Below are 13,176 nucleotides of genomic sequence, written 5' to 3' on the forward strand. Positions count from 1 at the left end.
CTGTGAGTACGAACAACCACTACCTGTGCCAATTGGCTGAGCTACCCGACAACAGCAGCCTCGGCTTTGACTTACCCGATGCTGGCATAGGCGTGTTTGCCGTGCGCCGCGGCGATCGCGTGTTTGTTTACCGCAACCTGTGCCCCCATGTGCATATTCCGCTAGAGTGGGTCGAACACGAATTTTTAACCGCTGATATGAGCCTGATTCAGTGCGCCAACCACGGCGCACTGTTTGCCATCGAAACAGGCCAGTGCATTGCAGGCCCTTGCAACGGCCAATCATTACAGGCCATTGAGCACCAAATAACCGATGGTGCCCTTTACGCTATTACGACTGAGTGAGCGGCGGACTAAGCGACACGGCGATCCCACGGGTTAAAGTGATATCGCTATTCTCGGGCGCAATCTCGGCGCGGTAGGCGAGCACCTCGACGCCGCGCTTAACGGCGTCGTAAAACGCGGCGGTATAAGCCGGATCAATATGTGCCGCGGGTGCCACCTGCTCAATCCCGCTGTGCTGGACACAAAAAATCAACACCGCTCGCGCGCCGGACTCAGCCATAGCGGCAAGCTCGCGCAAGTGCTTGCTGCCACGGGCGCTGACCGCATCGGGAAAATAGCCCTGCCCCTCGCCCTCTTTCAAGGTAACGTTTTTTACCTCCACGTAGCAGTCGGCATCACGGCCTGTTAGTAAAAAGTCGATACGAGAGTTTTCATCGCCGTATTTAACCTCGGCTTTAATCGTGTCGTAACCGCTCAGCTCGCCAATAATGCCTGTCTCTATGGCCTCGCGCACCAAGGCATTAGCGCGCCCGGTGTTAATACCGGCAAGGTCACCAGCGGGCGTCGTGGCTACCTCCCAAGTATTGGGATACTTGCGCGTTTTGCTGTCTGAGTGAGAAAACCAGCAGGGTGAATCTAATGCCAAGCATTCGCGCATCGAGCCGGTATTGGGACAGTGAATAGTCAATTCAGAACCGTCTTCCAGTAACACGTCTGCCAGAAAACGTTTGTAGCGGCGCAGCAACCGCCCTTGCTGCCAATTTTTGTTATCCTGCATAATCAGCCTCGCATCCCCCCCCAAAAAGGCGACATTATAACGAGCAAGGGCCTAAGTTGCGGCCAAAAGCTCAATAACTGAGCAATTTTACAAAAAAAACTGGCACAGCTTTTTGGAATCTGGTAGCTTCGCTTTCCTTCCGCCACAGTGAGGCAAATTGCCATTGTGAACGAAGAGGAGACCCGCGGAGTCGGCTGAGCCGGCCCCCGTAACCTTGACACTGATCCACCGCGCACAGCGCTGCGGAATCAGCCCCAGGAGATACAGAGGCGTTGCACTATGCCCAATAATTCAGCCAAAGTCGAAAGCTACACGCTGCGCACTTTTTCGCCTTACAAAGAAAAGAAAGGCGAAGAGTATATGAACCCCCAGCAGCTGGAGCATTTTCAGAATCTGCTACTGTCGTGGCGCCGGGAGCTTATGGAAGAAGTTGACCGCACCATGAGCCACATGAAAGATGAGGCCGCCAACTTCCCCGATCCAGCCGACCGCGCCAGTCAGGAAGAAGAGTTTAGCCTTGAGCTGCGCACCCGCGATCGCGAGCGCAAACTCATTAAAAAAATTGACAGTACGCTTGAGCTGATCGAAAACGAAGACTACGGTTTTTGTGATGCGTGCGGCGTCGAGATTGGTATTCGTCGTCTTGAAGCTCGCCCCACCGCGACCTTGTGTGTTGACTGCAAAACACTCGACGAAATCAAAGAGAAACAAATCGGCGGTTAACCGCCTGAGCTGGCCCCGCCCCGGTGGGGCCAGCTTGCACTTCACTTAATGCGCTTGCACTAAAAGTCGGTACACTAAGCCGACATGCCGTCACCTCATGACTTATATTGGCCGTTTTGCCCCCTCGCCCTCAGGGCCACTCCATTTTGGCTCGCTCGTGAGCGCCCTGGCCAGCTACTTAGACGCTCGCCACCACCGCGGCCGCTGGCTACTGCGTATGGACGACATCGACCCGCCCCGCGAGCTTCCGGGTGCCGCCGACGACATTTTACGCACGCTTGAACAGCACGGCTTAGAGTGGGACGGCGACGTATTATGGCAAAGCACTCGGGCAGATGCCTACCGCGGCGCATTAGCCGAGCTACATCAAGCCGGCCTGGTTTACCCCTGCAATTGCACCCGCCGCGACATTAGCGCCAGCGGCGGCATATACAACGGCCACTGTCGCACTCACCCGCCAGACACAACCGGCCCGCAGGCGCTACGCCTCAAGCTATATCAGTTGCCCGCCCCCTTTACTCAACTTGCGGATACGGTTCAATTTGACGACTTACTGCAGGGCCCACAGAGCCAAAACCTCGCCCAAGATGTGGGCGATGCGGTGGTCATGCGTAAAGACGGCTTGTTTGCCTATCAGCTAGCGGTAGTGATAGACGATATCGCTCAGGGCATTACCCATGTGATACGCGGCGCAGACCTACTGCCGGTCACCGCTCGTCAGCACCGCTTTTTTACGCTGCGCAATGCGACCGCGCCGGTCTACGGCCATGTGCCAGTGGCGCTGGGGGCAAATGGCCGCAAATTGAGCAAACAAAACCACGCGACCGCACTGGATAACCATCAAATTCGTGAAAACCTCTGGCAGGCACTGGCCTTTCTAAGGCAAAATCCACCCGAGGCACTCGGCCGCGAATCACCCGCAACGATACTTGCTTGGGCTTGTAGCCACTGGCAACGATCGGCACTGGCAGGCATCGCCGCCCAACACACGCCCTGAATTTACGGAAACTTTATGAATAACCAGCGCCTGGTGATATTGCTGTTGCTGATTGCCTATATATTTTCGCCCACCTTGTTCACCTGGATCGTGAACCCGGAAGGCGCTTGGTATCGCCCGTACATTATGTGGGTTTTGGTGATCGCCGTCGCTTACGCTATTCAGGCCCGCAAGAAACCCTCATGACATTTGAACTCACTCACGTCGCCCTGATCGGGCTCGCCTACCTGTTATTAATTTTTGGTATTGCCACCATTACCGAGCGCGGCTGGCTGCCTCGGGCTATTACCGAGCACCCGATTACCTACATTTTGTCGCTGGGCATCTTTGCCAGCGCCTGGGCATTTTATGGCGTCATCGACCTCGCCTTTCAGTTCGGCTATGGCGCGCTGGCCTATTACCTTGGCACCGGCGCACTATTTTTGTTTGCCCCCGTCGCGCTGGGGCCCATTACCGAGCTGGCCCGCCGCCATCAGGTACACTCGCTGGCCGACTTGCTGGTGTTTCGCTACCACAGCCACGGTATTGGAGCGCTAACCACGCTGTGTATGCTGCTGGGTATTTTGCCGTTAATGGCGCTGCAGATTCAGGCCATTGCCGACACCATGCACATCATGACAGTGAGCCGCGACCCGGCGCTGCCCATTGTTGGCACAGGCCTAACGTTTAAAGACCTTATGGCACTCGCTTACTGCGGTATGTTGGCGCTGTTTACCATATTATTTGGCTCCAACCGCGAGCGCCATCGCGGCCTGATTACCGCTATGGCGTTCGAATCACTGCTCAAAGTATTTGCCCTTTGCGCCATTGGTCTACTCGCCGTCTACGGTGTATTTGACGGCTTTGACGGACTCGATGAATGGCTCGAGCGCAACCCCGAAAACCTTGCACTGCTGCATTCGCCTATTCGCGACGGTGCTGCTCACACACTGCTGCTGGTGTTTGTCGCCACCGCCGTTACCATGCCGCATATCTTTCATATGGGCGTGGCCGAGAACCCTATTTTACGTAACACCCGTACCGTTACCTGGGCGTTTCCGCTGTTTTTACTGTTTTTGGCGCTGCCGATCTTTCCTATTTTGTGGGCCGGCTTTGAACTGTCCGTGCCTTTGCCGGCGCAGTACTTCACGCTCGGCGTGCCCATTTTATCCGGCTCGCACTCGCTGACGATTCTGGCGTTTGTCGGCGGGCTATCGGCCTCGACTGGCGCCATGGTGGTCATCACTCTGGCGCTATCGACCATGGTCATGAACCACTGGATTCTGCCCTTTTTGCGCCTGCGCCGAAAACAAGACATTTACAGCCAACTGGTGTGGCTGCGGCGAATTGTGGTCGCCACGCTCTTTTTAGGGGCCTATCTGTTTTACTGGATGCTGGACAACCGCCAGAGCTTGTTTCATCTGGCGTTGGTAGCATTTATCGAGACACTGCAATTTTTGCCGGGCATTTTTGCCATTGTATTTTGGACCCGAGGCAACCGCCGGGGCTTAATCATCGGCCTTACTGCTGGCACCGTCGTCTGGGCTACCGGCTTGCTCGTCCCGCTTATTACCGGCATCAGCACCATCGCAGTGCCTTTTGGCGATGGTGAGCTGGGCGTGGGCATGGATCACTGGAGCCAGATTACCCTCTACTCGCTGGGCCTTAACACCTTACTGTTTGTCGGCGTTTCACTGCTCACCCGACAAACCGAAGAAGAAGCCTACAGCGCCGAGCTGTGCGCCGCCGACGAGTTGTCGCACCCGGTGCGCCAAGCGCTGGATGTGCACTCGGCCGACGAGTTTAAAACCCGCTTAGCAAAACCGCTGGGCAAAGTGACCGCCAGCCGCGAAGTGGACATTGCCCTAAAACAGCTCAACCTTAATGTCGCCGAGCGTCGCCCCTACGCCTTGCGGCGCTTGCGCGATCAACTAGAGGCAAACTTATCGGGCTTGATGGGGATTCACGTCGCCGGCGAGATTATGGACAACCACCTGCCCTACAAGCTGGCCGAGGCGCGCGATACCGTCGACATTAACCTAATTGAAAACCGCCTATCGCAATACCGCAGCCACCTTACCGGGATGGCGGCCGAGCTTAACAATTTGCGCCTGTATCACCGTAAAACCTTACAGGAGCTGCCCATGGCCGTGTGCTCACTGGGACGCGACAAAGAGATATTAATGTGGAACCGGGCCATGGCAAATCTGACCCAGATTCCCTCTGAGGTGGTGATAGGCTCGCACCTGGACGATCTAGCTCAGCCTTGGTGCGAGCTGCTGCTAAACTTTAGCGAGGGCGAAGACGCCCACCTGTATCGCCACGAGATCGCCCTCAACAGTCGCCCCCACTGGATCAGCCTGCACAAGGCCGCCATTGAGGGGCCGGTAACCGGGCGGCGCGCTCAAGCGGCAGCGTTTCGCAAAAGCGAATACGACCAAGTGATTTTGCTTGAGGATGTCACCGAAACCCAGCTGCTAGAGCAGGAGCTGATTCACTCCGAGCGCCTCGCCTCCGTCGGCCGGCTGGCGGCAGGTGTCGCCCACGAGATCGGCAACCCCATCACCGGCATCGCCTGTTTAAGCCAAAATTTACGCTATGAATCGGACAACCCCGAGATCCTAGAAACCGCCGAGCAGATTTTGAGCCAAACTGACCGCGTCAGTAAGATTGTGCAGTCGCTGGTGAGCTACTCCCACAGCGGGCAAAACAAAAAAAGCGCCTTCGAGGCCGTGGCCCTGCGCGAATGCGCTGCAGAGGCCATCTCACTGCTGTCGTTACAAAAAGAAAAAACTCAGGTGCATTTCGACAACTTGGTGGCAGCCAATGCCATCGTCGCCGGCGACACTCAGCAGATGATTCAGGTATTCATTAATTTGCTGTCCAATGCGCGGGATGCCAGCGAGCCCGAAGGACGTGTTATCCTAGACAGCGATGAAGATGACGACAACATCACAGTCACCGTCACGGATCAGGGTGAAGGTATCTCCCCTGAACACATCGATCAGATACTTGAACCGTTTTTCACCACCAAAGACCCCGGCGAAGGCACGGGCCTTGGGCTGGCGATGGTTTACAGTATTATCGATGACCATGGCGGTACTTTGGACGTGATCAGCCCGGTCGATACCGCGAACCACCGCGGAGCTCAACTGGTTATTAAATTGCCGCGTCACTTAGAGTCTATGTTGCCTATTGACGACATGATTCGTGGTGACGCGACCGACAAGGCCGATTGAAGTAACTATGACTAAGATTCTGGTTGTTGAAGACGAAGCAATTATCCGCACAGCGCTACGCAAACTGCTTGAGCGCAATAAGTACGAGGTGAGTGAAGCCCCCTCGGTACGTGAAGCCACCGGCAAATTTCAGCTTAGCGACTTTGAGCTGATCATCTCCGACTTGCGCCTACCCGGCGCCCCCGGCACCGATTTAATCAAGCTCGCCGGCGAGATCCCGGTGCTTATCATGACCAGCTACGCCAGCTTGCGCTCTGCCGTGGATTCTATGCGCATGGGGGCGGTTGATTACATTGCCAAACCGTTTGATCACGATGAAATGGTTACCGCCGTTAAGCGCGTTATCGGTAAATCCTCCGCCGCCAAGCGGGAGCAAACCCCAAATACCGACGGCAGCAAAGTGACCGGTATGATCGGCTCCAGCGACGTTATGAAGAAGCTGTACAGCCGTATCGCCAAGGTTGCCCCCACTGATGCCACCGTGCTTATTCACGGCGAAACCGGGACCGGTAAAGAGCTGGTCGCCCGCTCCCTACACGAGCAAAGCCGGCGCCACAAAGAATTAATGATTTCGGTCAATTGTGCGGCCATCCCCGAGACCCTGATCGAGTCCGAGCTATTTGGCCACGAAAAAGGCGCCTTTACCGGTGCCGCCAGCACTCGCGAGGGCCTAGTCGCTGCCGCCGATGGTGGCACCTTGTTTTTGGATGAAATTGGCGAGCTGCCCCTGGAAGCTCAAGCGCGCCTGCTACGGGTGCTGCAAGAGGGCGAGGTGCGTCCGCTGGGTTCAGTTGAATCGCGCAAAGTCGATGTGCGGCTCGTCGCCGCCACCCACCGCGATTTACGTCAACTGGCGCAAGAGGGTAAGTTTCGCGAAGATTTGTACTTTCGCATCCATGTGATACAACTTGAAATTCCCCCATTGCGCGAGCGCGGCCGGGATATTCTGCTACTCGCCGAAGCCTTGCTAACCCGCTATAGCCACCAATTTAACAAGCCTATTCTCAAGCTCTCCCCCGAGGCCATCCAGGCGATCACCACCTATACATGGCCCGGCAATGTGCGCGAGCTAGAAAACGCGATGCAACGGGCGGTGATCTTGTGTGAGGATGAGCGCGAGATCAGCCATGAGCTGCTGGCTATCGACCTGGACCTTGTGCGCTTGGATGAAGAAGACGACAACCCTTACTTCAACGCCGGCTCCAGCCTTGCCCGCAGCAGGCCTACACACCAAGATCCCCCAGAAGATTTGTCGTTGGAAGACTACTTCCAGCGCTTTGTGCTAGAGCATCAAGACACCATGAGCGAGACCGAACTGGCCAAAAAGCTCGGAGTAAGCCGCAAATGCCTGTGGGAGCGCCGCCAGCGTTTTGGGATACCTCGCCGCAAGGCCGGCGCAAAGTAAGTAACGCATCTTCCCAGCATTAACCTTAATCCCCGCTAAAACACGCCGCAAACTGCGGCGTGTTTCACATCGGCTCTACCAACTCACCCACAGAATCGCCGCAAAATAATCATTAGCGCGCCAAAGAGAGTCAATCACAACCGTATTGTTACCGGCGATCCCAGAGCTGTTACCCACCACAACTGTTACCCCGCCTTGCGAGCCGTAACAATAAGAGCGCAAAGCTGTAACCGTTAGAAATAACAAAATGGAATATAGGCTTAGGCGAAAAAGTTAACCTATTGTTTTTGTTGTAAATTTTACAACTGGCACGCCGAGTGCTTTATACCGCGTACATAACAACAAGAAACAATAAAAAGCGACACACTCTAATAACAACAACAAACAATAAGAAACGTAGAAAGGCTTATAAAAACAATAAACAATTAGAAGATGGAAAAGTTCAATAATAACAACAAGAAATAATAATAAAGGGTAAGAACATAATAAGAACAATAGACAATAAGAAAAGAAACGAAGATTAAAAATAACAACAAATAATAATGATAAAGCTTTAAACAATAACAAAATAACGATAATAAGATATAAAGCGGAACGACTGACTAGGCACCAATGGATAGCAACTGATTTGGAATGGGCAGGGACGCAGACTAAATACAACTTGTGCCGCCCATTCTACGGGAAAGCTGATGCTTTCCCGTTTTGCTTTCTGGCCTACCCCGCAGGCCCGTGATAGACTTGAATCATACTAATTTTAGCCGCCTGCCGGCCCGAACCCCAAAGTTGCAGATTACTCCATGCTGAAAAGGCTGTTTAAACTCATCTCCCCCCGCTCTAACACCAGTACCGCCAAGCAGCCACTTGTCATCCCTCGGGATCAACACAATGTTTCCCGCAAGCTGATCAGCCACGCGGCTATCAAGGTTATGAAACAACTCGGCGACCACGGCTACGAGGCTTACCTAGTCGGTGGCGGGGTGCGCGATCTCTTACTCGGGGAACAACCCAAAGACTTTGACGTTGCCACCAACGCCAAGCCCGAACAAATTAAAGGGCTGTTTCGCAGTGCACGCATTATCGGCCGCCGCTTTAAAATCGTTCACGTTCGGTTTGGCCGCGAGATCATTGAAGTCACCACCTTTCGCGGCCACCACGAAGCCGCACGCAGTGAACACGGCATGGTATTGCGCGATAACGTATACGGCTCGGTACAATCCGATGCGGTACGGCGCGACTTTACGGTAAACGCGCTCTACTACTCCCTCGACGGTTTTGTGGTGCACGACTTTACCGGCGGGATCCACGACCTTGAAAAACGCACCTTGCGTATCATTGGCGACCCCACCACCCGCTACCAAGAAGACCCTGTTCGCATGTTAAGGGCCGTGCGCTTTGCCGCCAAACTGGGCTTTAATATTGCCCCCGAGACCGCCGCTCCGATCAGCAAACTGGCGGGGCTGCTCAGTAACATCCCACCCGCCCGCTTGTTTGAAGAAGTGCTAAAGCTCTTTTTGGCCGGCTCGGCCACCGCCACATTCCACCTATTGCGCGAGTACAAGCTGTTTGGTCAGCTGTTTCCCATGGTTGAGGCGCACCTGCAAACCGGCGACCCAATTGCGCTGGAGATGATCGAGCAGTGCATGTGCAACACCGACAAACGTATTCGCGCGGGTAAATCCATTACCCCGGCCTTTATCTACGCCGCCTTGCTTTGGCCCCCACAGCAGGCGCTATTGGGGCAGCTTATGGGCACTATGCCCAAAGGGCAGGCCTTTAACGATGCCTCGCAACAAGTTATCAGCGCGCAACTGTCTCGTATCGCCGTCCCCAAGCGGTTTCTGATCCCCATGCGCGAGATTTGGGACATGCAACACCGCCTAACTCTGCGCGGCGGCCAGCGCGCTTACACGATGCTTGAGCACCCACGGTTTCGTGCCGCTTACGATTTTGTCCTGCTGCGCGAGCAGGCGGGTGAGAAGCTCGACGGCCTCGGCAACTGGTGGACACAATTTCAAGCTGCGGACGATGAAGGCCGTGCCAAGCTGGTCAGCAGTGTAAAATCCGGCGGCCCACGCAAATCTCGGCGGCGGCGCAATAACAATCGTAAAAGCTCCCCCTCGAAACAGCAGGATTAATGCTGTGGCTGATATGGCAAATCACTGCTGCTACATCGGCTTGGGCAGTAACCTGTGTGAGCCTATCGAACAAATCCAGCAAGCCTTAGATGAGCTGGCGGGGCTGGCGCAGACGCAAGTTACTCGTGTTTCATCTCTGTATCGCTCGCGCGCTGTTGGCCCAGGCGAGCAGCCCGACTACATTAATGCTGTTGCCCAACTAACCACCCAGCTGGCCCCAGAGCCGCTGCTTGACGCTTTACAAGCGCTGGAACAGGTTCACGAACGCAAACGGCTGGTGCGCTGGGGACCGCGCACACTGGATCTGGATATTTTGCTGTACGATGACACCAGCATTAATACCGAGCGCCTGAGCGTGCCCCACCCTTATTTAACCGAGCGTAACTTTGTCTTGTTACCGCTGCTGGAAATAGCACCCAATCTACAGCTCGCCGACGGCACCAGCATCGCCACCCTGGCGCAGCAGTGCGGCGACGAGGGTTTGATAAAACTCCCGGCGCAGCGCTAAACTGCGCTAAGTATTCACTGAGGACTCCAACGTGGTAGACGCTATGTTTGAAAAGCTGACATTGGATTTATCCGCTGTCGAGCTACCCAACTACATTGCCATCGAAGGCCCCATCGGAGTGGGCAAAACTACCTTAGCTCGCAATCTAGCGCAGCTATTTCATTACGATCTATTGCTTGAGCAGCCCGAGCAAAACCCTTTTCTTGCACGCTTTTATCAAGAGCCAAAGTCAGTGGCACTGCAAACCCAGCTGTTTTTTTTATTTCAGCGGGCCGGCCAGATTCAACAGCTGCGCCAAGACGACATGTTCAGTCCCCATCGCATCGCCGATTTTATGCTCGAAAAAGATCAGCTGTTTGCCCAAGTCACTCTGGATGATGACGAGCTGGCCATTTATCAGCAGGTCTATGAAAAACTAACACTGGACGCCCCTCGCCCCGACTTAGTGATTTACCTGCAGGCGCCCCTAGACGTTTTACAAACGCGGGTTAAACAACGCGGTAACGACTTTGAGCAACACATCAGCGACGATTATTTAAAAGTGCTTAACGAAGCCTATACAAGCTTTTTTCACTATTACGACAGCGCGCCGCTATTGATCGTGAACGCCCAAGATTTAAATCTTGCGCAAAATCGCGACCATTTTCAGCACTTGGTGGAATACATTACCACCATAAAAAGTGGCCGCCACTACTACAACCCTACGCCCGTTTTATAGAGTCATTCCCATGCCCTACTCACAAGCGCACGATTCCGCACTGGACAAAAAAGTCACCATTAACACACTGCACAAATTACGTGGCCAAGAAAAATTTGTCATGGTCTCGCTGTACGATGCACCGATGGCAGCAATGGCACAACAGTGTGGCATTGAGGCGGTTTTAATTGGCGATTCATTGGGCATGACTGTACTTGGCTACGATAGCGTCATCCCCGTCACCATGGAGCAGATGATCTACCATATCGAGGCGGTTGCCCGTGGCAACCAAAAATCGCTCATTATTGGTGACTTGCCTTTTATGACTTATGCCACCCCCGAGCAAGCGCTTACCAACGCCACCCGCGTTATGCAGGCCGGGGCGCACATGATAAAAATCGAAGGCGGCCACTGGCTGGTGGATACGGTAAAAATGCTTACCGACCGCGGCATTCCGGTATGCGCACACCTGGGCTTAACACCACAGTCAGTGCATAAATTTGGCGGGTTTAGAGTACAGGGACGCGACAGTGAAAAGGCCGAGCAAATGGTGGCAGATGCTAAAGCGCTGGCCGCCGCTGGTGCCGCACTGCTGGTACTTGAGTGTGTTCCCGCAGCACTGGGAAAAATCATTACCGAGGCGGTGGATATTCCCACAATTGGGATAGGCGCAGGCACCGATACCGATGCTCAAGTGTTGGTCATTAACGACATTTTGGGCTTAACACCGCAGCCACCTAAGTTTTCAAAAAACTTTTTGCTTGAGACCGGCGACATTGCCGGCGCCTTAAAAAAATACCGCGATGACGTAAAAGCCGGTACCTTTCCGGCACCTGAACACATGTTTGGTTAACCGCTTGGGTACTCGCGCTGGATAAACGCCTTTATTTGTTGCGCTTTATCGGGCTGCTCCAGCGGCCCGTTCAACAGCTCGGCCAAACGTTTATAAGCGGCCGGGATACCTTTATCGCCGCGATAATGCTTGTGGGCATTGACCAATAATCCCGCCAACTGGCGCGGCGTTAAGCATTTGCGCAAGTGCGACTCTAGCGTCAATGTGGTGGCCAGCTTTGCCGGGCGGTAATTAGGCACCTTGCTCAGCGTTTCAGACACTAGCTTCGCTGCCTCGCGCTTAGCATTGTCTGCCAATAATAAGCCAAGTAAATAATCCGTATGGGCGCACAAGGCTTTAGCGCCATCGGCTGTATCAATCGTTAGTAACAGCTCATGATATTGACGGTGCAACTCCAAATCGTCCCGATACAAGTTAAGCAACTCGCGCAACTGATCGCGAGCGCGCTCTAAATCACCGTGGCGCTGCAATACAAACACCGCCCCTAGGCCTTGTGCGCGTATAAAATCGGTTTCATCCAGCTTGGGCTGATGAAGCTCAATCTCAACGCCGACCTCATCGCGAAACTGATACAAGGCATAACCGAGCAACGCATAACATACCAACGAGCTGTAAGTCGCGGCTCCTAAAACCCACGATAGTTGCCACGCTTGCGGCACCATCGGTTGCACAAACTGCACCGCCGTATTTACCGCTGCGGCAAGTATCAGGAGTAACACCCACAACAACCAATAATAAACACCGATACCAGACATCACGCCCACAATAGCGAATGGGCTTATAGCGCGCAGCAGAGATTTCTCCTGAGCGAGAATCATGGTAACGGCGGGAAACGCAAACAGCAGAAAGGCAATTAGCGGGTAGACCACAAAAGGAAGATACCTAACCGGCAAGTAACCGGCTGCAAAGCCATAATACACGGCCACCACCAATGCCACTTGCACCACGTAAACTGCAATGGCTTTTAATAATAAATAATGCGAATCACTTTTTATCAGACACAGCAGTCCCGGCGGCCAACGCTTACCTTCGGCCCTTTCCGCAAGCACCGCAAAAAAATATTTAACGCACATCAACTGAAAGATAAATGCAAAGAGTAACGCGGCAAGGCCACCACCGAGCATAGCAGCACCCACCACACCAACTAACATCACTAGCAACCCATTGATATGCAATGGGTACAGTAGCAAGTAAGGTAAAACGTGCCAAAAGGGTTTGGCAAACGCAGGGTCGTCGGTCGCCGCTAATTCACTAAAGCACAACAAACACCGTGGGCCACTGCGCCCCCACAAAGGGTTGTGACCATCGGGGATACAGCGTTCACTAAAATGCGCCTCGCAGTGGTGGCAGCACCATGCTGCACGAGCACCTTTATCAAAATCACACCGTGCTCGAATATCCATTACGTTCATCCACTGAAACCGGGGAAGGTAGAAAATTGTCAGATTGATGGTCGGAGCGAGAGGATTCGAACCTCCGACCCCCTCGTCCCGAACGAGGTGCGCTACCAGACTGCGCTACGCTCCGCCGCCGAGAGCTTCGCGACACCGGAAGCTTCAACCAAGGCGGTTTAAATTA

General features: G+C 54.1%; 12 protein-coding genes and 1 tRNA gene. 10 read left to right on the top strand and 3 right to left on the bottom strand.

Annotated features, from left to right (window positions below; genetic code table 11):
- The first annotated feature begins 2 nt into the window (after window positions 1-2).
- Window positions 3-344, top strand: coding sequence for a Rieske (2Fe-2S) protein (locus ACGHAD_RS11715; protein WP_382417194.1), 342 nt, complete (start codon window positions 3-5; stop codon window positions 342-344).
- On the opposite strand, the gene sfsA is transcribed toward ACGHAD_RS11715, so the two are convergent.
- Window positions 331-1,062, bottom strand: coding sequence for a DNA/RNA nuclease SfsA (gene sfsA / locus ACGHAD_RS11720; RefSeq protein ID WP_339617709.1), 732 nt, complete (start codon window positions 1,060-1,062; stop codon window positions 331-333). The genes ACGHAD_RS11715 and sfsA overlap by 14 nt on opposite strands.
- A gap of 279 nt (window positions 1,063-1,341) precedes the next feature.
- Here sfsA and dksA point away from each other — a divergent pair, with 279 nt between their 5' ends.
- From dksA to panB, 9 genes are all read left to right on the top strand, one after another.
- Entirely contained in the window at window positions 1,342-1,785 is a 444-nt protein-coding gene (gene dksA, locus ACGHAD_RS11725; RefSeq protein ID WP_339617710.1) for an RNA polymerase-binding protein DksA, read from the top strand.
- A gap of 97 nt (window positions 1,786-1,882) precedes the next feature.
- Window positions 1,883-2,782 carry a tRNA glutamyl-Q(34) synthetase GluQRS gene (gluQRS, locus tag ACGHAD_RS11730; protein WP_382417197.1) on the top strand — a complete coding sequence of 300 codons (900 nt, stop codon included), beginning with the start codon at window positions 1,883-1,885 and terminating at the stop codon, window positions 2,780-2,782.
- A gap of 15 nt (window positions 2,783-2,797) precedes the next feature.
- Entirely contained in the window at window positions 2,798-2,968 is a 171-nt protein-coding gene (locus ACGHAD_RS11735; RefSeq protein WP_339617712.1) for a hypothetical protein, read from the top strand.
- Complete coding sequence (locus ACGHAD_RS11740) at window positions 2,965-6,000, top strand: ATP-binding protein (protein ID WP_339617713.1); 3,036 nt, start codon at window positions 2,965-2,967, stop codon at window positions 5,998-6,000. Before ACGHAD_RS11735 ends, ACGHAD_RS11740 begins: the two co-directional genes overlap by 4 nt.
- A gap of 7 nt (window positions 6,001-6,007) precedes the next feature.
- Window positions 6,008-7,405, top strand: a complete 1,398-nt coding sequence (locus ACGHAD_RS11745; RefSeq protein WP_339617714.1) for a sigma-54 dependent transcriptional regulator — start codon at window positions 6,008-6,010, stop codon at window positions 7,403-7,405.
- 797 nt (window positions 7,406-8,202) lie between these two features.
- Window positions 8,203-9,540, top strand: coding sequence for a polynucleotide adenylyltransferase PcnB (gene pcnB / locus ACGHAD_RS11750; protein ID WP_339617715.1), 1,338 nt, complete (start codon window positions 8,203-8,205; stop codon window positions 9,538-9,540).
- A gap of 13 nt (window positions 9,541-9,553) precedes the next feature.
- Complete coding sequence (gene folK, locus ACGHAD_RS11755; protein ID WP_339617762.1) at window positions 9,554-10,048, top strand: 2-amino-4-hydroxy-6-hydroxymethyldihydropteridine diphosphokinase; 495 nt, start codon at window positions 9,554-9,556, stop codon at window positions 10,046-10,048.
- Between the two features lie 43 nt (window positions 10,049-10,091).
- A complete protein-coding gene (locus tag ACGHAD_RS11760) occupies window positions 10,092-10,766 on the top strand; it encodes a deoxynucleoside kinase (protein ID WP_339617763.1) in 675 nt (224 codons plus the stop codon).
- Between the two features lie 10 nt (window positions 10,767-10,776).
- Entirely contained in the window at window positions 10,777-11,598 is an 822-nt protein-coding gene (gene panB / locus ACGHAD_RS11765; protein WP_339617716.1) for a 3-methyl-2-oxobutanoate hydroxymethyltransferase, read from the top strand.
- On the opposite strand, the gene ACGHAD_RS11770 is transcribed toward panB, so the two are convergent.
- Together ACGHAD_RS11770 and ACGHAD_RS11775 are read right to left on the bottom strand one after the other, a co-directional pair.
- Entirely contained in the window at window positions 11,595-13,001 is a 1,407-nt protein-coding gene (locus ACGHAD_RS11770; RefSeq protein WP_382417201.1) for a hypothetical protein, read from the bottom strand. The genes panB and ACGHAD_RS11770 overlap by 4 nt on opposite strands.
- A gap of 47 nt (window positions 13,002-13,048) precedes the next feature.
- Window positions 13,049-13,125, bottom strand: a tRNA-Pro gene (locus tag ACGHAD_RS11775).
- Window positions 13,126-13,176 lie beyond the last annotated feature (51 nt).

Origin of the sequence: Gilvimarinus japonicus, assembly GCF_042847215.1 — a bacterium.
Lineage (GTDB): Bacteria > Pseudomonadota > Gammaproteobacteria > Pseudomonadales > Cellvibrionaceae > Gilvimarinus > Gilvimarinus japonicus.